The organism is Actinacidiphila sp. DG2A-62 (genome assembly GCF_035825295.1).
Lineage (GTDB): Bacteria > Actinomycetota > Actinomycetes > Streptomycetales > Streptomycetaceae > Actinacidiphila.
Genome location: NZ_JAYMGI010000002.1, coordinates 5034937 through 5054307, shown reverse-complemented (window position 1 = coordinate 5054307; position 19371 = coordinate 5034937). Strand labels below are relative to the sequence as shown.

Genomic DNA, 19371 nt, shown 5'->3' with positions numbered 1-19371 from the left:
GGCCTCCCTCGCGCGGCGCTGTCCTGCGGGAACGCCCCAGCAGCCGGTGGCAGGGAAGGCGACCGGCCGTCGCCGGGCAGTTTTCTCTGAGTTTTCGGAAACACGCCGTTGACGTTCGGGGTCAGCGGGGCCACACTCGTCTGCGATCGTCCCCCGGCCGCGCCGCGTCCGGCGCCCCCACGCGCCGTCCTCGGCCCACTCCCCGGCCGGCGGCACCCGCGCGAATGGTCCCCCCACCACGATCGGCCGCCGCGCCCGCGGCGGCCGGTCCGAACCAGGAGACGAGGTCGGAAGTTGTTCCCAGTAACCCCCCACGGACGTGGCGTGCCCAAACGCGGGCGCACCGCCGTGCGCATGGCGCTTGCCGCGGTGACGGCGGGCGCGGTGGCCGGTGTGGGCCTCGCGGTCTCGGCCGGCACCGCCCACGCGGCCACCACGCTCGGCGCCTCGGCGGCGGCCTCCGGCCGCTACTTCGGCACCGCGGTGGCCCTCAGCCACCTCGGCGAGGCGCAGTACGCGTCCACGCTGGACACCGAGTTCAACGCGGTGACGCCCGAGAACGAGATGAAGTGGGACGCCACCGAGCCCAACCGCGGCCAGTTCACCTTCTCGTCGGCCGACCAGATCGTCTCGCACGCCCAGGCGCACGGGATGAAGATCCGCGGCCACACGCTGGTGTGGTACCAGCAACTGCCCAACTGGGTCAGCGGGTTGTCGGCGTCGGACCTGCAGACCGCGATGGACAACCACATCACCAACCTGGTCACCCACTACAAGGGCAAGATCTACGCCTGGGACGTGGTCAACGAGGCGTTCCAGGACGGCGGGAGCGGCGCCCGGCGCAGCTCGCCCTTCCAGGACAAGCTCGGCGACGGCTACATCGAGCACGCCTTCCGCACCGCGCACTCCGCCGACCCCGACGCCAAGCTCTGCTACAACGACTACAACATCGACGGCATCAACGCGAAGAGCAACGCCGTCTACAACATGGTCAAGGACTTCAAGTCGCGCGGCGTCCCGATCGACTGCGTCGGCTTCCAGGGCCACTTCAACAGCCAGTCCCCGGTCACCTCGGACTACCAGCAGAACCTCCAGCGGTTCGCCGACCTCGGCGTGGACGTCCAGATCACCGAGCTGGACATCGCCGGCTCCGGCTCCGCGCAGGCCGACAGCTACGCCAAGGTGGTCAACGCGTGCCTGGCGGTGAGCCGTTGCACCGGCATCACGGTCTGGGGCATCACCGACAAGTACTCGTGGCGCAGCAGCGACACCCCGCTGCTCTTCGACGGCAACTACAACAAGAAGCAGGCGTACACCGCCGTGCTGAACGCGCTGAACAGCGCGCCGGGCGGGACGAACGGCGGCACGTCGTCGGGGACGACCTCGGGCACGTCGAGCGGCACGTCGTCCGGGACGACCTCGGGCACGTCGAGCGGCACGTCCAGTGGTACGTCGAGCGGGACGACCTCGGGTACGTCGTCGGGGACGTCGAGTGGTACGACCTCTGGTACGTCGTCGGGTACGAGCTCGGGTTCGTCGGCGGGGTCGACGTCGGGTGGGACGTCGGGTGCGGCGTGCACGGCGTCGTATCGGTTGGTGAGTGCGTGGTCGGGTGGTTATCAGGCCGAGGTGTCGGTGACGGACTCGGGTTCGGTGCCGTTGTCGGCGTGGACGGTGGCGTGGTCGCAGCCGTCGGGCCAGACGATCGTGAACCTGTGGAACGGTGTGCAGGGTTCGTCCGGCAGCCAGACCACCGCGCACAACGCCCCGTACAACGGGCAGGTGGGAGTGGGCGCCTCGACCACCTTCGGGTACGTCGTCAACGGCTCGGGCAGCGCCCCGACCAGCCTCGACCTGACCTGCCAACCCAGCTGAACCCACACCTGGTTCGGCTCCCGTGAACGGGGGCGGCGCGGCAGGGGGATCGCCGCGTCGCCCCCTCCCGTGCGTCCGGCGGCGCACCGGCCGGCCCGCGTGTCCACCGCGCGGGCCGGTCGGCACGTCGTCCGTTCCGCGCGCCGGCTCGGTCAGCGCGCCGCCTCGGTCAGCAGGACCGCTCGGCCAGCGCGACCGATCGCTCAGCGCGCCGGCTCGGTCGCGGGTGCCGTCCAACTCCCCAGCAGTTCCAGGGCGCGTTCGCTGGGCGAGCCCGGCTCGACGGTGTAGACGCACAGCGACTGGTCGGCGTCGCCGGGCAGTTGCAGCGACTCGTACGCGAAGTGCAGCTCGCCGACGAGCGGATGGTGGTACGTCTTCGCGCCGTGGGTGCGGCGCAGCACCCGGTGGTCGTTCCACCACTCGGTGAACCGCGGGCAGCGCAAGGTGAGTTCGCCGACCAGATCGGCCAGCCGCGGATCGTCGGGGAAGCGCCCGGCGTCCAGCCGCAGCATCGCGACGGTCTCCGCCGCGATCTGCTCCCAGTCGCCGGTGCGCTCCTGCGCCTCCGGGTCGAGGAGGTAGTAGCGGGCGAGGTTGCGCCGGGTGGCGGGCAGCGCATCGAAGTCGGTGAGGACGGCGCGGGCCAGCCGGTTGGCCGCCAGCACGTCGGTGCGGCGGCCGATGACGAACGCCGGCACGTGGTCCAGCGTCCGCAGCAGCCGGTAGAGCCCGGGGCGTACCCGCTGCGGGGCGACCGGGCCGGTCCTGCGCGTGGCCCCGGGCCTGGCCAGCAGGTCGGCGAGGTGCTCGCGCTCGGCGGCGTCCAGCCGTAGCGCCCGGGCGAGCGCCTCGACCACCTCGGGCGACGGGTTCCCCGCCCGGCCCTGCTCCAGCCGCGTGTAGTACTCGGTGCTGACGCCGGCCAGCCGCGCGGCCTCCTCGCGCCGCAGCCCCGGCACCCGCCGCGCCCGCCCGTCGCCGGGCAGCCCCGCCTGGTCCGGGGTGATCCGCGCGCGCCTGCCGCGCAGGAAGCCGGAAATCTCCCGCGCGCGGGCGGCAGCCGGGTCGGCGGGGCGACCGTCCGCACCGCCTGCGGAACCGGCTGCCGGACCGCTTGCTGTACCGCCTGCGGCACCATCCACCGGACCGCTTGCCGGACCGTTTGCCGGGCCGCCTGCGGCACCATCCACCGGACCGCCTGCCGGACCACCTGCGGCACCACCCACCCGACCGCTTGCCGGACCACCCACCGGACCGCCTGCCGGAGGCGTCGCCGGGCGCGCGCGATCCGCGCCGGCCCCGTGGTCCGCGCCGACCCCGCGGTCCGCACCGGCCCCGCGATCCGCGCCTGCCCCGCGGCCCGTGCCGTCCTCCTGCCGCGTGACGTCCCTGCTGTCCATGCCGTCCATGCCTCCAGTCTGGCGCGGGCCGGCGCGGTGCGGTGGGCGCTGCCTGGTCCTGCCGGTACCTGCTTCGGCAGGGTCAGCTCGGGCGTCCCGCGGCGGCGGGCGCGGTGGTGTGCTGGTTGCAGGGGCGCGGCGGCCACGGCGCCGCCCCGCTCCCGCCCCGGTCCCGGCCCGCCCCGGGCCGGGGGCGGGCCTCCGCCCGGGTTCGGGCGTCGGCCCGTGCCCGGACCCAGGACCCCGTGCCCCGGGGCCACATCGCAAACCCCATCCGTACGACCCGTGAAAGGCGCACTCCCGCATGACCACGCACAGCAACCTCCCCAGCACTCCTGGCGACCGCGAGGCGCAGGGCCCCGCGCCGACTCCTGGCTCGACCGCCGCCGCGCCGGCCGCGCCCGCGTCTGTCGGCGCCTCCCCCGCCCCCGCCGGCGGCGACCGCCCGCTGCGCGGCCGCGTCGCCGTGATCACCGGCGCGTCCAGCGGCATCGGCGCGGCGACCGCCGCGCACCTGGCCGGCCTCGGCGCCTCGGTCGCGGTGCTCGCCCGCCGCACCGACCGGCTCGCCGAGCTGGTCGCGCGGGTCACCGCCGAGGGCGGCACCGCGCTCGCCGTCACGGCCGACGTCACCGAAGCCGCCGCCATGACCGCCGCGGCCGACCGGATCGCCCGCGAACTCGGCCCGGCCGACCTGCTGTTCAACAACGCGGGCGTCATGCTGCCCGCGCCGGTCGAGGAGCTGCGCACCGACCAGTGGCAGCACCAGATCGACCTGAACATCGGCGGCCTGATGAACGCCGTCGCCGCCTTCACCCCGCAACTGGTGGCACGGGCCGCCGCGACCGGCGTCGCCGACCTGGTCAACACCTCGTCCATCGCCGCACAGAACCTCTACCCGAACTTCGCGGTCTACGCGGGCACGAAGGCGTACGTCACACACCTCTCGCGGCACCTGCGCGCCGAGCTTGGCCCGCGGAACGTCCGGGTCGCGGCGATCGAACCGGGCATCGTGGGCACGGAGTTGCAGGGCCACGTGACCGACCAGGGCGCGCGCGACTGGCTCGACGGCTCCCGCGCGGCCATCGAGTGGCTGGACCCGCAGGACGTGGCGCGCGCGGTCGGCTTCCTCGCGACGCTGCCGCCGCGGGCCAACGTCCAGCAGCTGACGCTGATGCCCACCGGCCAACTCAGCTGATCCGCATGAAAGTTCGCGCCGGATCGCATCCGTAGCGGCAGCTCCGCGCCCTCCTCAGTGGACTGGACCAATGAGGAGGGCCGCAACCCCTTTACGGACAGGTGCGGTTCATGCGTCACTCATGACACGTACACAACAACCTGATGGTCTTGCACAGCGCCGCGCGCACGCAGAGTCTACGCGAGTAGAAGCGCCGGTCGAAGAGCACCACCCGGTTCGGCACCCCCTGACCACCCCCACCCACCGATGTGCCAGGAGGAAAAGCCTTGTTCACCCCCGACCGCACCTCCCGCCCCCGCACCGCGCGCCGCAGGCTCACCGCGGCCGCCGCCGTGATCGGCCTGAGCACGGCGCTGGCCGCGGCGCTGTCGGCCGGCACGGCCTCCGCCGCGTCGCCGGCTGCCGCGTCCGCCGCCGCGTCCGCCGCCTCGTCCGCGTCGACGGCGTCCGCCGTGAAGGGCGCGAACAGCCCGATCCCGTTCGGCGACGGCTACATGGGCGCCGGCTATCTCCAGGACAGCAAGAGCTTCGCGCCGGACACCCGGCAGCTCCGGCTGGACGCCCCCGGCATCGTCTCGCCCGACGCGACCTACCCGGCCGGCATCGACGTCTCCCACTACCAGGGCTCGATCAACTGGTCGTCGGTGAAGTCCGCGGGCATCCAGTTCGCGTACATCAAGGCCACCGAGGGCACCACGTACAAGGACCCGAACTTCAACGCGAACTACCTCAACGCGTACAACGCCAGGGTGATCCGCGGCGCCTACCACTTCGGCCGCCCGGACCTGTCCAGCGGCGCGGCGCAGGCCACGTACTTCGCGAGCAGCGGCGGCGCCTGGTCGGCGGACAACCTGACGCTGCCCGGCATGCTGGACCTCGAAGGCGGCTGCTACGGCAAGTCGGCCTCGGCGATGCAGTCGTGGATCCTGGACTTCTACACCACCTACAAGGCGAAGACCAGCCGCGACGTCGTGATCTACACCAGCGCGAGCTGGTGGAACTCCTGCACCGGCGGCTGGGGCGGCATGTCCACGCGCAGCCCGCTGTTCGTCGCGCACTGGACCACCGCGGCGAGCCCGACCATCCCGAGCGGCTTCCCGTTCTGGACGTTCTGGCAGTACACCGACTCCGGTTCGGTGAGCGGCATTTCGGGCGCGGTGGACCGCGACCGCTTCAGCGGCGGCACGGACCGGCTGCTGGCGCTGGCCAACAACACGCCCTGACGCGGGAGTCGACCGCGCGTCCCGTCACATCGCCGCCCGCGGGCCTTCGCGCCCGCGGGCGGTACGGCGTGCCCGGGCCCGGGTCGGTCGGTACGGCGGTCGCCGCGGCACGGCGTGGGCGGGCCCGGGTCCGTACAACGGGCGGTTGTGCGCCGCCGGCCGTCCGGTTGTTTGCCCCGGGCGGCGGCCTCTCGCTTGGATACTGGTCGGACCGGCTCGGCGCTGGTCGGACCGGCCGGGATCGGCCGGGCGGGTCGGGATCGGCCGGGCGGGTCGGCGGTGCGGGACGGCGAGGGGCGCGTGGAGATGGCGGGCAGGCGGGCGCTGGGGCGGCGGTTCGGGTGGCTGTGGGGGGCCTTCGCGGTCAGCTCGTACGGCACCTGGCTGGGGTTCGGCGCGTTCCCGCTGATCGCGATCACGGTGCTGCACTGCGGGCCGACGCGGGTGGCGGCGCTGGCGGCGGCCGGGCGGCTGGCGGGCGCGGTGCTCGCGGTGCCGCTGGGCCCGTGGGTGGAGTTCCGGCGCAAGCGGCCGGTCATGGTGGCGACGGACCTGGTCCGTTGTGCCGCGCTGGCCAGCGTGCCGGTCGCGTACGGATGCGGCGCCCTGTCCTACGCCCAACTCCTCGCCGTGTCCGTGATCACCGCCGCGGCGGACATCGCGTTCCGGTCCGCGAGCGGCGCGTATCTGAAGACGCTGCTGCCGCGGGAGGACCTGCTGGTCGCCAACGCCCGCTTCGAGTCGACGACATGGACGTCCTCGGTGGTCGGGCCGCCGCTGGGCGGGGCGGCGATCGCGCTGTTCGGGCCGGTGACGACGGTGGTCGCGGACGCGGTCAGCTATCTGCTGTCGGCGCTGGGCATCGGCGCGATCGGCGGCGGCGAGCCGCGGCCGGAGCGGACCGGGGCGGCGCGGTCGCGCGCCCGCGACCTGCTCGAAGGCTGGCGGCACATCCTCGGCCACCCGGTGCTGCGTCCGCTGTTCCTCAACGCCCTCGTGGTCAACGGCCTGATCATGGCGTCCCAGCCGCTGCTCGCCGTCCTGCTGCTCGGCCGGCTGGGCTTCGCGCCCTGGCAGTACGGCCTGGTGTTCGCCGCGCCCTGCGTCGGCGGCCTGATCGGCTCGCGGATGGCCCGTGGGCTGGTCGAACGCCACGGCCGCGATCGGGTGCTGCGCGCGGTGGGCGCGCTGCGGGCGTGCTGGCCGGTCGGGTTGGCGTTCGTCGGGCGGGGCGTGCCGGGGATGGCGCTGATCATCGTGCTGCAGTTCGCGCTGGTGCTGTTCTCCGGGATCTACAACCCGGTGCTGGCGACCTGCAGGCTCGACCACACCGACCCCGGCCGGGTCGCGCGGATGCTGTCGGCGTGGTCGGTCAGCACCAGCACGGCGATCGCGGCGATGACGGCCGCGTGGGGCGTACTGGCCGCGCTCACCACCCCCCGCACGGCGATCGCGGCGGCCGGAGTCCTCCTCCTGGCCACCCCTCTCCTCCTCCCCCGCCGCACCACCCCCAGCCCCCCGGCCCCACCGGCCCGCCTCGCCGACCTGGTCGGCTGACGCGCCGCCCGGTCGGACGTACCGCCCCGACACGCGCGAGACGCCCCGGCGAGCCCCGGCGCGCCCGGCGCGCGGTCAGGCGTACGGGAGCAGCGGCGCCGAGTCCAGATCGAAGTCGAAGGGCTCGGGGATGCGCAGGACTTCGCCGAAGTCGGCATCCTCCCTGCGGTGGTACCTGCTGCCGTCCGGACGGCTGAAGAGGGTGACCGTCTTGAGCCGGGCGTCGACCACGAGGTACAGCGGGATGCGCATCACGGGGTAGTCCCTGACCTTGCCGACCCAGTCGTTCTCCGGGTTGGAGGGTGAGACCAACTCGACGGCGATGGCTGCCACTTCGGCCGGCACCTGGTTGTCGGTGGTTTCCAGGACGGCGGCCGGGAGGTAGGTCAGGTCGGGGTTTCGGCTCTTGCCGACCCCGGGTGAGACGAGATCGGTGTTCTCGCTCGGCAGCAGATCGCCGGGGGCGTGGGCGTCGAACTGGCGCCGGACCACCAGGAGATTCCGCTGGTGGATGCCGGAGGGGCTGACCATCATCACGATGGCGTCGCCGGAGATCTCGGCCTTGAACCCCTCCGGGAGGGCTTTGCGAGCCTCCTCCAGGAGGGCGAAGTGCTCCGGGTCCATGCTGCTGCGCCTTCCGGTGAGCCTTTCCCTCCACGATACCCGCGCCTCGGGTGTCGGCTTCCGGGGCAGGACCCGGGACTCTTGACTTTCCTGGAGGGAAAGTGGGACGCTCACTTTCCGATGAGGAAAGTAGGGGGAACCATGGAGCACATCGCCCAGGAGGAGGCGCGCGGCGCGCTCGCCGCGGTGGAGCGGGCGCGGCGGCAGGTGGCGGAGGAGGTCGGGCTGCCGCGGGGGTACTGGTGGGCCATGGCGGCCGGCTGGCTGCTGCTCGGGGTGCTCGGCAGCGTCGCGCCCGCCTGGCTGGCCGGGACCGCGACCGCGGTCTTCGGCGCGGGGCACGGCGTGGCCGCCTCACGGTTGCTCGACGGCCGCCGCCGCACCCGCGGACTGCGGGTCAGCAGGGCGGTCGCCGGCGCGCGCGTCCCGCTGGTCGTGGTCGGCATGCTGCTCGCGCTGATCGGCCTCACCGTCCTCGCCGCCCTCGGCCTCGACGCGGACGGCGCCGACCACGCCTCGCTCTGGGCGGCGGCGCTGGTCGCGGCGGTCGTCGGGTTCGGCGGCCCCGAGATGCTGCGCGTGCTGCGCCGCTGGGCGCACGCATGACGCCGCCGACGCCGCCCGTGGCGCCCGCGCCGCGGTTCGACGAGCTGATCCACCCCAGCACCCGGCTGACCCTGGTCGCCACGCTCGCGGCGGCGGACTGGGCCGAGTTCGGGTACCTCAAGGAACGCCTCGGCCTGTCCGACTCCGCCCTGTCCAAGCAGCTCACCACCCTGGAGGACGCGGGCTACATCACCACCGAACGCCGCCTCGCCGGCGCCCGCAGAAAGCTCCGCGCCCGCCTCACCCCCACCGGCCGCACCGCCTTCGCGTCCCACGTCGCGGCCCTCCAGGAGATCGTCGCGACCGCGACGCAGACACCCGCGGACCCGGCGGCCGAGCCCGCGTCCGCGCAGGAGCGTCAACAGAGCTAGACGCGAGGGGCGTTCATCCCCGCGCGAGGCGGAGAACGGGAAGGCGGGAACAGCGTGACGCAGCGGCCCCCTGGAAGCGGCGGACCCGAATCCCTGTGGCGCAGACGGGACTTCGTCCTGCTGTGGTCCGGCCAGGTCCTGTCGACGCTGGGCACGCGGATGTCGTCGGTCGCGGTGCCGCTGGTCGTGCTGGCCACGACGGGCTCCGCCGGGAAGGCGGGCGTCGCGGGGTTCGCCGCCACGCTGCCCTACCTGCTGTTCTACCTGCCGGCCGGCGCACTGCTCGACCGCTGGGACCGGCGGCGGGTGATGCTGTGGTGCGAGGCCGTCCGCGTCGTCGGTCGTGGTCGTCGGCCACCAGTACAAGGTGATCCCCGGCCACCTGCTTGCGCGGGTCAAGAGCGTGGTGCTCCTGGTCAGTTGGGGGGCGATCCCGTTCGGCTCGCTGCTGGCCGGCGGCCTCCTGGGCGCCTTCGCCCCGGCCGCCGCGGTGGCCGCCCTGACCGCCCTGACCCTCCTGGTCGCCCTGGTCGCGACGGCCAGCCCGGCCGTCCGCAAGTCCCCTGCTCTCACAGGAGTCTGACGGCTCCTCAGCCGCCTGCGGCTACGCTCGTCGGCGTGTGCGCAGACATCATGGTGGCCGAGGACGACACGAAGCAGGCCGAACTCGTGCGCCGGTACCTGGAGAACGAGGGGCACGCGGTCACCGTCGTCGCGGACGGCCGCGCCGCTCTCGACGCGGTACGCCGCCGGGAGCCCGACCTGCTGCTGCTCGATGTGATGATGCCCAGGGCCAACGGGCTCGACGTCGTGCGCATCCTGCGCGCCGAGCACCGCGAGGTCCCGGTGCTGATCCTCACCGCCCGCAGCACCGAGGACGACCTGCTGCTCGGCCTCGACCTCGGCGCCGACGACTACGTCACCAAGCCGTTCAGTCCGCGCGAGCTGATGGCCAGGGTCCGTACGCTGCTGCGCCGCCGCCGCGGTCCGGCCGGCGGCGCGGGCCCCGGAGCCGGAGCCGCGGCCGTGCGGGACGAGGCGCTGTCGGTGGGCGCGCTGAGGGTCGACCCGGTCCGGCACGAGGTCTCGGTGGACGGGACGCCGGTCGACTGCACCCCGGGCGAGTTCCGCATCCTGGCCGCCATGGCGGCCGAGCCCGACCGGGTCTTCACCCGGCAGCGCCTGCTGGAGGAGCTGCACGGCTTCGAGAAGTACATCAGCGACCGCAGCGTGGACGTGCACATCATGCACCTGCGCAAGAAGATCGAGCCCACGCCGCGGCGGCCGGTCCGGCTGCTCACCGTGTTCGGCGTCGGCTACAAACTGACCGACCCCGCCAGGAACGCCCCCCATGCGCCGGCGTGACCCGCGGGCCCGGCCGCCGCTGCGCAAGAGCCTGCTCGGCCGGCTGCTGACCGTCTCGGCGCTGGTGGCCTCGTGCTCGGTCGCCGCCACCGCCTGGCTCGCGGTGCAGACGACCTCCGGCGCGATCCGCCAGGAACAGGGCCAGAACCTCAGCGCCGACGCCGAGATCTACAACGTCCTCATGCAGTACGCCGCCACCCACCCCGACTGGAGCGGCGTCGACGACACCGTACGCAAGCTCGCCCAGCACTCCGGCCGCCGGATCGCGCTGACCACCGAGGACCGCCGTACCCTCTTCGACTCGGCCGCCGACCGGTCGACCGGCCCGGCCGCGAACCCGTTGCCCGCACAGTCCTCCGCCGTCGTCGACCCGCTGTCCGTCGACACCGCGCTGGTGCCCGACGCCGCCTCGGCCGGAGCCGACCGCGTCGATCCACGCGCCGTCGGCCCGTTCCTGCTCCCGGCCGGCGAACGCGCCGAGCTGCGCCGGGCCGCCGACCGGAGCGTGAAGTGCCTGGGCGCACTGGGCATCGCGGCGAACATCGTGCAGAGCGCCAGCGGCAGGCCCCGGGTCCAGTTCGTCGGCGACCCCGCCGACAGCTCCATGGAGGACAAGTGCCGGACTCCTGAGACGGACGCCCCCACCGCGACCGAGCGGCGGGCCCTGGCCGCCCTCGACCAACTGGCCGACGCCTGCCTGAAACGCCAGGGCCGTACCGGCGTGAGACTCAAGCTCAACCCAGACCTGTCCTGGGACCGCGGACACGGGCAGGCGGCCGACGACCCCGCGTCGACCGCCCTGGCCGAGGCCGAGGTCAAGGCCGGCAAGTGGACCGAGGCCACCGCCGACAAGTGGGCCGAGGCCAAGAAGCGGGCGGCGGCGCAGAGCGCGGCGGACGCCAGGTCGGCCAAGGAGAAGGCGGGCGCGGAGGTCGGGCCGATCACCGACTCCGTGCCCGAGGTCCGCAGCAGCGGGGACGACCGGGCCATCGCGTCGTGCGTCGACAGCGCCCGCCGCGAACAGCTCACCGCCTACGTCGCGGCGCCCGCGCTGCTGTTCATCGACTCCCCCGCCGCGGTCAGCGTGCCCGGATTCGACCTCTCGCCGTCCAACACCGCCCGCATCGCCGGCGTCACCGCGCTCGTCCTGCTGCTCACCGTCGGCGCCTCGGTGATCGCCGGGGTCCGGCTCGTCCGCCCGCTGCGGGCCCTCACCGGCGCCGCCCAGCGGATGCGGGACGGCCTGGACTCCGAGCCCGTACCGGTCGGCGCCGACAACGAGATCGGACGTCTGACCGCGACCTTCAACGACATGGCGCTGCACCGCTCCCGCCTGGAGGAGCAGCGCAAGGTGATGGTCAGCGACGTCGCCCACGAGCTGCGCACGCCGCTGAGCAACATCCGCGGCTGGCTGGAGGCGGCCCAGGACGGCCTGGCCGAGCCGGACCCGGCGTTCGTCGCGTCGCTGCTGGAGGAGGCGGTGCAGCTGCAGCACATCATCGACGACCTGCAGGACCTCGCGGCGGCCGACGCGGGCGCGCTGCGGCTGCACCGCGAGCCGGTGCGCATCGGCGAACTCCTCGGCCAGGTCGCTGCGGCGCACCAGGCGCGGGCCGAGGCCGCGGGCGTCACGCTCACGGTGCTGCGGCCGGCGCCCGGCGACCCCCGGCCGCCGCTGGTCGACGCCGATCCGGTCCGGCTGCGCCAGGCGGTGAGCAATCTGGTCTCCAACGCCGTGCGCCACACACCGCCCGGCGGAGCGGTGACGCTGCGGGCGTACGCCACGGGGTCGGAGGACGGGGGCGGGGGCGGGGGCGGGGGTGCGGGCGCGGGCGCGGGAGACGCGCGGACGGCGGACGGGGACGCGGGTGCAGGCGCGGACGGGGGCGCGGGGGACGCGCGAGCGGCGGACGGGGGCGGCGCACGTACGGCGGGCGGGGGCGCGGGCGCGTCGGTGGCCGTCGAGGTGGCCGACACCGGCAGCGGCATCCCCGCGGAGCACCTTCCGCACGTGTTCGACCGCTTCTGGCGGGCGGAGAAGTCGCGCAACCGGAGCACCGGCGGCAGCGGCCTGGGCCTGGCGATCGTGCTCAAGCTCGCCGAGGCCCACGGCGGCACGGCGAGCGTGGAGAGCGTGGTGGGCGAGGGCTCGGTGTTCACCGTACGGGTGCCGGTGGCCGGCGGGCCGCGGGAGGATGAGGAGCCGCCGAGCCGGCCGTGAGGGGCCTGATCCGGCCGTGAACGGGGCCGCGGACGCGGCGATGCGACCCGACGACCCCGCGACCTCGCGACCTCGCGACCCCGCGACCCGGCGACCCGGCGACCCGGCGCCCCCGCGCCCCCGCGACCCCGCGACCCCGCGACCCGGCGACCCGGCGACCCGGCGACCCGGCGATGATCAGATCACCATGACTTCCTGACAACTTCCTCATACGCGATTGCCAGGGTGGGGCCACGCCCGGACGTCCGGTGCCGCCCGGCACCCGGATACCACCTGCCGGGCCCGGAACTGGAGTCGTACATGTCCCGCCACCACCGCCTGCGCCTCGCCGTCCTGACCGCCGTCGCGGCCGGCACGGTGCTCCTCCCGGCGACCGCAGCCGTCGCCTCCGACACGACGCCGAGCACCTCGGCGTCCACGAAGTCCGCCGACCAGAAGGAAGCGGCCCGCAAGGCCGCGGAGCAGAAGGCCGAGGCCGCCAAGACCGACGACGGCGGCAAGGCGGCCAAGGACAAGGCCGCCGCGGCCGCGAAGGCCGCGAGGGACAAGGCCGGCAAGGTCGTCGAGGCCAAGAAGGTGATCCCGCGCGGCGCCGTCGCCGCGGGCGAGGAGCCCACCGCGAACGGCGGCAGCGGCAACGGCCCCGGCGTCCTCGCCGGCTCCGCGGCCGCCGCCCTCCTGCTCGCCGGCGGCGGCACCGTCGTCCTGCGCCGCCGCGCCGCGGCCCGGCACAACGGCTGACCCCGCCACCGCAAACCGCGGACGCGGTGCCGCCACCGGCCGCGGCACGTCCCGCCGGGGCGCCGCCGGCCACCGGGAGCCGCCGGCCACGGGGGAGCCGCCGCGCGTCGCCGGAACGGCCCGCCGCCGGGACCCACCCGCTGCCGGAACGGCCCGCCATCGGAAGCCGCCCCGGCCGCGGCACGCCCCGGAGGCGCCGCCACCCGCCGGGAGCCGCCGGCCACCGGGCGCCCCCGCGCGTCACCGGGTGCCGCCCATGGGAAGCCCCCGCCCCCTGCCGAGGCACCCGCCCGCCGCGGCGGCACCGCGTCCGCAACCCGTCCTGCTCTGGAGCCCGTTGTGTCCTTCGCCCAGCCTCCGGCGCGGCGCCCCCGCACCCGCACTCGCACCCGCACCCGGCCGGCCGCCGCACGCCTCGTCCCGGCGATCCGCGCCGTCCCCGCCGTCCCCGCCGTCTCCGCCGTCCGCGCGATCCCCGCCCTGTCCGCGGTCCTCGTCGCGACCGCGGCCCTCGCCGTACTCACCGGCTGCTCGTCCGCCGCCGGGACGGACGCGCCGCGGTCGGCGACGCCACCGCCCGCCGCCACCACAACCGCCACGACCACCACCCCCGCCGGCGCGAGCCGCCCCGTGGCCGCCGCCGCGCGCCCGCGGCCCGCGGCCCCGACCGAGGTCGCCATCCCCTCGCTCGGGATCTCCGCCCCGCTGATGACGCTGGGCCTCCAGGCCGACGGAACCGTCCAGGTCCCGCCGCCCGACCAGCGGGCGACCGCGGGCTGGTACACCGGCGGCGCGGTGCCGGGCGAGGCCGGAGCCGCGGTCATCATCGGCCACAACTCCACGCGATACGGCAAGGCGGTCTTCTACCGCCTGAAGGACATCGCCACGGGCGCGGACATCACCGTCACCAACGCCCGCGGCCAGGCGACGCACTTCACCGTCACGGCCGTGGACAGCGTCAGCAAGAAGTCCTTCCCGACCCAGAAGGTCTACGGCCCGACCAGCGCCCACGCCCTGCGCCTGATCACCTGCGACGGCGCGTTCGACGCCGCCGGCCACCCGGTGGACAACCTCATCGTCTACGCCACGCAGACCTGAGCCCGGCGCCGCCGCCTTCAGGTACTCGGCGGTTCGCCACTGCCGGGCGCGGCCACGTGGCGGGTGACGAACGCCGTCCAGAGGTCGGGCGCGTGGCGGGGGGTGTGGCCGTGGCGGCCCGTGAAGGCGTGGAGTTCCTTCTCGGCGCCGGCGAAGGCGTCGAAGAGGGCGAGTTGTCCGGCGCGCGGGAAGGTCTCGTCGTCCCACTGCAGATGGAAGAGGACCGGCGCGGTGATGCGGGAGGCGTCGCGCAGGGCGCGTTCCGGGGCGTGGAGCGCGGGGTCGAGGGCCGCGGCCTGCCGGAGGCCGAACTTCCCGAACACGGCACACCGCAGCGCCGGTCCGAGGGCCGCCGCGGTGGGCAGCCCGAAGCGGGTGCCCATCGACAGCCCGACGTACGCCAGCCGCGTGCCGTCGGCGATGCCGGCCTCTGCGAGAAGGCTGCTCGTGGCGATCCAGTCGCCGGCGATCCGGTCGAGCACCGCGCCGACGCCCTCGGCGACGATCAGCGCCTGGTACTCCCCCGGCGTGAGCGGCGACCGCACGCGTTCCCCGTGGTACGGCCCGTCGATCGCCACCGCGGCGCAGCCGGCCGAGGTGAACCGGGCGGCCAGCGACACGATCCGCTCGCTGAGCCGGTGCCCGCTGCCGCCGTGCCCCAGCAGAACCATGGGAACCGCCCCCGACCGACCCACCGGCGTCCACACGGTCCCGGGCACCACCGCGGCCCCCCGCCGCACGACGAACCCCCGCTCCACCGCACGCACACCGACCCGCCGCCCGTCCCCCCACATCACCTCAGCACCCACCCGCAGACCCCACCACACCCGCAACGCCGCGCCGACAGGTTGGGCGTACCCACCGATGGCGGCCGCGTAGCCCTTTCGGCAGCCTGCACTGGACACCGAACGCCTGCACATTGCCTGCATTGCTGCTAAAATGAATGCATGACCGCCATCACCATTCGGGACGTTCCCGACGACACCGTCAACGCCTTGAAGGTGCGCGCCGCACAGGCGGGCAAGTCCCTCCAGGCGTACGCCCTGGAACTCCTTTCCCGGGAGGCCGCCAAGCCCACTCTCGCGGAGATGGCGGCACGCCTCGAACGGGAAACCCGCACAGCGCTCAGCACGACCGACATCCTCGACGCCATCGAGGACGGACGTGAACGGCGTTGATCGTCATCGACTGCTCCAGCCTCGTGCACTTCCTCCTCGACCACGGCGCCACCGGGACCGCGATCCGCGAGCGCGTGGGTCGCGCGGATGCTCTCGCAGCACCGGGCCTGCTGGACTACGAGATCACCTCAGCCGTCCTCGGCCTGGCGCGCGGGCGACGCGGGGGCAAGCCGAAGATCACGGAGAAGGAAGCCGCCAAGGCGATCACCGACTACCAGGCCCTGGCACTCGACCTGCACCCGACGCTGGTCCTGTGGCAGCGGGTACGCGACCTCTCGCACAACCTCTCCGCCTACGACGCACACTACGTGGCCCTCGCCGAGAGCCTCGGCGTACCGCTCGTCACGAGCGACGCCAGAATCGCACGCAGCGGGGCGACCCACTGCGCCATCGAGACCTACGCGGCACCCAGCGCCTGATCCCTGCGCCCCGGGCCAGGCCAACGACCGGCGCACCGCCGGGCAAGCGAAGAGCCCCCTGTCGGGTTCGAACCGACGACCTACGCTTTACAAGCCCGAGAGCGATCATGTCGCCCGGTGCCGCAGAGTGCCGCCTCATGACGTTTCGCCTGATCAGCACTTATGGACGCTGCTGAGCCGTGCCACCCCGTGCTGCACAGTACACAGGCGTCTGTCCACCGTCTGTCCACCGGCGCAGCCGCTTTTCTCAGCCCGCGATGCGATCGGCCACCCAGCCCACCCGTCTGCCTCTAGACATGAGAGTCCCCAGCACGAGCTTGTCGAGACTCAACAATCCTTCTCAAGCCCGACATGGAGGCACCGGCCGCCTGACCAACACGAACAAATGAGCGAGCCAAGACCCACACGCCAGCTGTTCGAGAGCGTCCCCGAACGCGCGGGGAAGACGTCTGGAACGCCGCGCTCGGCGGCAAGGACAACGAAGCATCCCCGAGCGCGCAAGGAGGACGACGCCGCGGGCCTCGGGCTGGGCGTACCGCACGGAGCATCCCCGAGCGCGCGGGGAAGACACGGAGCCGGACCCGGCCGCGCCCTTCGGCCGCGGAGCATCCCCGAGCGCGCGGGGAAGACCGCAGCGCGGTCCCCCAGAACGGGACGCGCTGCGGAGCATCCCCGAGCGCGCGGGGAAGACCAGTGCGATGGATGATCATCAGCTCTTGAGAGCGGAGCATCCCCGAGCGCGCGGGGAAGACTCTTTTCGACCTGGGTCGTCGTGGCGGCTTTGCTTGTTCTTTAGCTGTCAAGGAGCGGCTCTGCCGACACAGGCTGGTCAGGCGATGGCTGCGACGGTGAGGAGGCCGGCGCCGAAGGCGCGGCCGCGGCCGATGCCGGTGAGGATAGCGGTGCGCAGGGCTGCGGGGTCGGTGATGGTGGCGATGCCGTCGTAGCGGGTGAGGGTGAGGCGTAGTCCGGGTTTGTGGTCTCGTGTGCCGGTGACGGGGGCGAGCTGGTAGGTGGCGAGGGTCTCGGGAGCGAGGCCGAGGGTCTCGGTGCGGTGGTTGAACCAGCGGGTGATCTCTTCTCCTTTGCAGGGGATGCGGTTCTTCAGCGGCATGCCGGTGATCTCGTCGGTGCCGGTGCGTACGGGGTTGGCGGCGAGGCGGTAGCGGACCCTCTGGCCTTGGGTGAGTCGTTCGAGGTGCCGATCGAGGGGGTGGGTGCGGGCGGTGCCGTAGGTGTCGGGGAGTGTGGACAGGTCGGGTTCCTGGGGGGTTTGGACCAGGAGGCGCAGGCCGTTGCGGAAGGTGTCGAGGCGCCAGAGGAGGCGGGCGTCGGCGGTGGCCGTTTCGGGGGGTGCCAGGCGGGCGGTGCGGTGGTGGAAGCCGCGTCCGCCGTTTTTCAGGTCGGCGCGTACTTCGCGTGCGCGTGTGTTGAGGCGGATCTCGGTGAGGTAGGCGAGAGCCATCGTGATCGGTCCTTCGGGGGCGTCCCCGGCCGGGCGGGGATAGCAGTCGGGTCAGGTGGTGTATCGGTAGTGGTGCAGGCGTTCGTACCGCGCGGGCGCGTCGTTGCCGACGCACAGGTCGGCCGGCAGGCTGATGGTGGTGCGGGCCAGGAACCTCTGGCCGAAGGCGCGACCGCCCCGTGGATCGTCGTGGACGGCGTGGGTGCCGGCGGTGTGGTTGTGGGGGACGGTGGTGATGACCTCGGCGGTGACGGTGTCCGCACGCGCGGGTTTTGCCCGGTCCACGGGGGCGGTGGCGAGGATGTCCTCGACGGTGCCGTGGTGGATGCCCAGGTTGTAGGGCGTGGCGGGTGGGCAGCTTTTCCGGCCGAGGTAGGGGGTGTAGACGGGGTGGTCCAGGGCTCCTTGGAGGGTGCGCAGGACGGGATCGGGGCCGGTGAGGGCGACGGTGAACGCGGCGTCGGCGCGGTAGGCGCGACGGGTGAGGAAGGCGCCGCGGCGTCGGCTGCCGTCGGCCGAAGGGACCACCTCCTCATCGGATTGGCCGCCGATGGTGTGGAAGTCCTCCATGAGGGTTCCCGGTCGGTCGATGCGGACGGCCAGGTCCAGTTCGGCCAGGTCGCCTGGAGCTGAACCGCGTGGGCGGCCCAGAGCGCAGGCGCAGAAACCGAGGACCCCGGAGCGGGTGGGGTGGTCCAGGGTGTCGCGGTAGTCGTTGAAGCCGCCGCGCACGCCCCATGCCTGCAGGGGGCCGGCGAACAGCAGGACGAGGGCCTGGTCGGTGGTCACGCGGTGGTCCCGAAGGCGGCGTCGAGGGCTTTACGCACCAGGTCGGTGTAGTTGTCGATGCGCTTGCCCAGGCCGCGGAGTTCGTCGGTGGCGGTGTGGGCGTGGACGGCGTGGACGACTCCGCGGTTGGCGGTGATCTTCTCGATGCTGTGGGCGTAGGTGGCCAGGGCGGCGATCGACGGGCCAACGTGGCCGTCGTATTGGGTGCGGATGGGCTTGTCGAAGGCCGTGGACAGGTTGACGGGGCGGTCGCTGCGTACGGTGATGTGGACGAGGTCGGGCAGGGTCCAGGCGGCGGAGTTGGTCTGTCCGGTGGCGGGCAAGGTGTGGATGAACCCGTCGATGAAGGCCTCGCACAGCCGGCGGGCGAGGTCGGTGTCGTTGTCGATGTCCTGCAGCAGGCTGGGCAGGTTGATGGTCGTGTAGCGGTAGAAGGTGCCGGCGGTCTGCTGACTGTCGCCCATCTGTCCGACATCGGGCACGCCTTCGCTGGCGGCGGCGTAGTCGTCGACGGCGACGAAGAAGTCGACTTCGACGACTGCTTCGTGGGTGGTGAAGGCGGAGGCGACCTGCACGGAGGAGTCGCGTTCGGCGCCGCCGATCTCCATCAGGGTCCTTCCCAGCAGAGCGATGCTGCCGTTGGCGGAGGCGAGAAGCCCGGCCAGTTCCTTCGGGTCGGCGATCGTGGCGTCCTCGGGCTTCGCGGCCTTTCCCTTGCTCTTGCCGCCCTTGGCCTTGGGCTTGGGCAGGCTCTTTCCGGCTGCGACGGCGGCCTCGTAGGCGTCGCGGTGTGTCGCAGCAACGGCGGCCAGCTTTCCGGCGGTTGTCGCGGGGGTGTAGATCAGGGCGGCCGTGGCCAGCGGGTCTTTGGAGTTGCTCTCCTCGTCTTCACTGTCGCTTGTGCTGCCGAGGGCCATGGTGCCGGCGGAGGCGGCGACGAAGACGTCGACGGCGGCATGCTCGGCGACGGCTTTGGGCCACTTCTGTGCGATCAGCAGATCGCTGACGGTGTGGATCAGGCGCCTGGTGCGGACGGCGGCCTCCTCGGGCAGCACGTTTTCGAGGTGCAGGCGCGCGGCCCGCTTCTGCGCTTGGGGGCTGAGCCGGGCCCGCTGGACGCCACCGATGACGACGGACTTGGGATTGCCGTCGGCGTCGAGGTTGAGTCCCGACAGCGGCAGGGTCTGAATGATGTGCACGTCGATGTGCACGCCGGGGATGCTGGTCTTGGTCATGGT

General features: G+C 73.5%; 19 protein-coding genes, 1 tRNA gene and 1 pseudogene. 14 read left to right on the top strand and 7 right to left on the bottom strand.

Annotated features, from left to right (window positions below; all coding sequences use genetic code 11):
* The first annotated feature begins 354 nt into the window (after positions 1–354).
* Positions 355–1875 carry an endo-1,4-beta-xylanase gene (locus tag VSR01_RS22685; RefSeq protein WP_326451001.1) on the top strand — a complete coding sequence of 507 codons (1521 nt, stop codon included), beginning with the start codon at positions 355–357 and terminating at the stop codon, positions 1873–1875.
* Between the two features lie 203 nt (positions 1876–2078).
* On the opposite strand, the gene VSR01_RS22680 is transcribed toward VSR01_RS22685, so the two are convergent.
* Positions 2079–2918 carry a helix-turn-helix transcriptional regulator gene (locus VSR01_RS22680; RefSeq protein WP_326453762.1) on the bottom strand — a complete coding sequence of 280 codons (840 nt, stop codon included), beginning with the start codon at positions 2916–2918 and terminating at the stop codon, positions 2079–2081.
* A gap of 664 nt (positions 2919–3582) precedes the next feature.
* On the opposite strand from VSR01_RS22680, the gene VSR01_RS22675 reads away from it, so the two are divergent.
* From VSR01_RS22675 to VSR01_RS22665, 3 genes are all read left to right on the top strand, one after another.
* Positions 3583–4476: an SDR family oxidoreductase gene (locus VSR01_RS22675; RefSeq protein WP_326451000.1), complete on the top strand. Its 894-nt coding sequence runs from the start codon at positions 3583–3585 to the stop codon at positions 4474–4476.
* A 266-nt stretch (positions 4477–4742) separates the two neighbouring features.
* On the top strand, positions 4743–5699 hold the full coding sequence (locus VSR01_RS22670; RefSeq protein ID WP_326450999.1) for a GH25 family lysozyme: 957 nt from the start codon (positions 4743–4745) through the stop codon (positions 5697–5699).
* A gap of 306 nt (positions 5700–6005) precedes the next feature.
* Entirely contained in the window at positions 6006–7256 is a 1251-nt protein-coding gene (locus VSR01_RS22665; RefSeq protein WP_326450998.1) for an MFS transporter, read from the top strand.
* 75 nt (positions 7257–7331) lie between these two features.
* Here the strand turns inward: VSR01_RS22665 and VSR01_RS22660 are convergent, their stop codons facing one another.
* On the bottom strand, positions 7332–7880 hold the full coding sequence (locus VSR01_RS22660; RefSeq protein WP_326450997.1) for a Uma2 family endonuclease: 549 nt from the start codon (positions 7878–7880) through the stop codon (positions 7332–7334).
* A gap of 141 nt (positions 7881–8021) precedes the next feature.
* Here VSR01_RS22660 and VSR01_RS22655 point away from each other — a divergent pair, with 141 nt between their 5' ends.
* The 8 genes and pseudogenes from VSR01_RS22655 to VSR01_RS22625 all read left to right on the top strand — a co-directional run bounded on the left by VSR01_RS22655 (position 8022) and on the right by VSR01_RS22625 (position 14282).
* Positions 8022–8486 carry a hypothetical protein gene (locus VSR01_RS22655; RefSeq protein ID WP_326450996.1) on the top strand — a complete coding sequence of 155 codons (465 nt, stop codon included), beginning with the start codon at positions 8022–8024 and terminating at the stop codon, positions 8484–8486.
* Positions 8483–8857: a transcriptional regulator gene (locus VSR01_RS22650; protein WP_326450995.1), complete on the top strand. Its 375-nt coding sequence runs from the start codon at positions 8483–8485 to the stop codon at positions 8855–8857. The genes VSR01_RS22655 and VSR01_RS22650 overlap by 4 nt, the downstream gene beginning before the upstream one ends.
* 54 nt (positions 8858–8911) lie before the next feature.
* Positions 8912–9184 (top strand): annotated as a pseudogene (locus VSR01_RS37890) (MFS transporter); the annotation flags it as partial.
* A gap of 16 nt (positions 9185–9200) precedes the next feature.
* On the top strand, positions 9201–9440 hold the full coding sequence (locus VSR01_RS22645) for a hypothetical protein (protein ID WP_326450994.1): 240 nt from the start codon (positions 9201–9203) through the stop codon (positions 9438–9440).
* Between the two features lie 50 nt (positions 9441–9490).
* Entirely contained in the window at positions 9491–10222 is a 732-nt protein-coding gene (locus VSR01_RS22640; RefSeq protein WP_326453761.1) for a response regulator transcription factor, read from the top strand.
* Positions 10209–12443, top strand: coding sequence for a sensor histidine kinase (locus tag VSR01_RS22635; protein ID WP_326450993.1), 2235 nt, complete (start codon positions 10209–10211; stop codon positions 12441–12443). The genes VSR01_RS22640 and VSR01_RS22635 overlap by 14 nt, the downstream gene beginning before the upstream one ends.
* 300 nt (positions 12444–12743) lie before the next feature.
* Complete coding sequence (locus VSR01_RS22630; RefSeq protein WP_326450992.1) at positions 12744–13184, top strand: hypothetical protein; 441 nt, start codon at positions 12744–12746, stop codon at positions 13182–13184.
* A gap of 471 nt (positions 13185–13655) precedes the next feature.
* Positions 13656–14282, top strand: coding sequence for a class F sortase (locus VSR01_RS22625; protein WP_442785699.1), 627 nt, complete (start codon positions 13656–13658; stop codon positions 14280–14282).
* Positions 14283–14299: 17 nt separating this feature from the next.
* Here VSR01_RS22625 and VSR01_RS22620 read toward each other — a convergent pair whose 3' ends face one another.
* Positions 14300–14953 (bottom strand): dienelactone hydrolase family protein, encoded by a 654-nt coding sequence (locus VSR01_RS22620; protein ID WP_326450990.1) that lies wholly within the window; start codon positions 14951–14953, stop codon positions 14300–14302.
* A 276-nt stretch (positions 14954–15229) separates the two neighbouring features.
* Between VSR01_RS22620 and VSR01_RS22615 the strand changes: the two genes are divergently transcribed.
* Together VSR01_RS22615 and VSR01_RS22610 are read left to right on the top strand one after the other, a co-directional pair.
* Positions 15230–15460 carry a FitA-like ribbon-helix-helix domain-containing protein gene (locus VSR01_RS22615; RefSeq protein ID WP_326450989.1) on the top strand — a complete coding sequence of 77 codons (231 nt, stop codon included), beginning with the start codon at positions 15230–15232 and terminating at the stop codon, positions 15458–15460.
* Positions 15457–15879: a type II toxin-antitoxin system VapC family toxin gene (locus VSR01_RS22610; protein WP_326450988.1), complete on the top strand. Its 423-nt coding sequence runs from the start codon at positions 15457–15459 to the stop codon at positions 15877–15879. Before VSR01_RS22615 ends, VSR01_RS22610 begins: the two co-directional genes overlap by 4 nt.
* Positions 15880–15931: 52 nt before the next feature.
* Here VSR01_RS22610 and VSR01_RS22605 read toward each other — a convergent pair.
* The 4 genes from VSR01_RS22605 to cas7e all read right to left on the bottom strand — a co-directional run bounded on the left by VSR01_RS22605 (position 15932) and on the right by cas7e (position 19368).
* Positions 15932–16000, bottom strand: a tRNA-Ser gene (locus VSR01_RS22605).
* Positions 16001–16708: 708 nt separating this feature from the next.
* Complete coding sequence (gene cas6e / locus VSR01_RS22600; protein WP_326450987.1) at positions 16709–17344, bottom strand: type I-E CRISPR-associated protein Cas6/Cse3/CasE; 636 nt, start codon at positions 17342–17344, stop codon at positions 16709–16711.
* A 51-nt stretch (positions 17345–17395) separates the two neighbouring features.
* On the bottom strand, positions 17396–18133 hold the full coding sequence (cas5e, locus tag VSR01_RS22595; RefSeq protein ID WP_326450986.1) for a type I-E CRISPR-associated protein Cas5/CasD: 738 nt from the start codon (positions 18131–18133) through the stop codon (positions 17396–17398).
* Positions 18130–19368, bottom strand: coding sequence for a type I-E CRISPR-associated protein Cas7/Cse4/CasC (cas7e, locus tag VSR01_RS22590; protein WP_326450985.1), 1239 nt, complete (start codon positions 19366–19368; stop codon positions 18130–18132). The genes cas5e and cas7e overlap by 4 nt, the downstream gene beginning before the upstream one ends.
* Between the last annotated feature and the right edge of the window lie 3 nt (positions 19369–19371).

Coding starts and splice junctions, on each gene's coding strand:
- VSR01_RS22685 (WP_326451001.1), top strand. CDS start 355: ATGGCGCTTGCCGCGGTGACGGCGGGCGCGGTGGCCGGTGTGGGCCTC.
- VSR01_RS22675 (WP_326451000.1), top strand. CDS start 3,583: ATGACCACGCACAGCAACCTCCCCAGCACTCCTGGCGACCGCGAGGCG.
- VSR01_RS22665 (WP_326450998.1), top strand. CDS start 6,006: ATGGCGGGCAGGCGGGCGCTGGGGCGGCGGTTCGGGTGGCTGTGGGGG.
- VSR01_RS22660 (WP_326450997.1), bottom strand. CDS start 7,880: ATGGACCCGGAGCACTTCGCCCTCCTGGAGGAGGCTCGCAAAGCCCTC.
- VSR01_RS22655 (WP_326450996.1), top strand. CDS start 8,022: ATGGAGCACATCGCCCAGGAGGAGGCGCGCGGCGCGCTCGCCGCGGTG.
- VSR01_RS22650 (WP_326450995.1), top strand. CDS start 8,483: ATGACGCCGCCGACGCCGCCCGTGGCGCCCGCGCCGCGGTTCGACGAG.
- VSR01_RS22640 (WP_326453761.1), top strand. CDS start 9,491: ATGGTGGCCGAGGACGACACGAAGCAGGCCGAACTCGTGCGCCGGTAC.
- VSR01_RS22635 (WP_326450993.1), top strand. CDS start 10,209: ATGCGCCGGCGTGACCCGCGGGCCCGGCCGCCGCTGCGCAAGAGCCTG.
- VSR01_RS22630 (WP_326450992.1), top strand. CDS start 12,744: ATGTCCCGCCACCACCGCCTGCGCCTCGCCGTCCTGACCGCCGTCGCG.
- VSR01_RS22620 (WP_326450990.1), bottom strand. CDS start 14,953: ATGGTTCTGCTGGGGCACGGCGGCAGCGGGCACCGGCTCAGCGAGCGG.
- VSR01_RS22615 (WP_326450989.1), top strand. CDS start 15,230: ATGACCGCCATCACCATTCGGGACGTTCCCGACGACACCGTCAACGCC.
- cas6e (WP_326450987.1), bottom strand. CDS start 17,344: ATGGCTCTCGCCTACCTCACCGAGATCCGCCTCAACACACGCGCACGC.
- cas7e (WP_326450985.1), bottom strand. CDS start 19,368: ATGACCAAGACCAGCATCCCCGGCGTGCACATCGACGTGCACATCATT.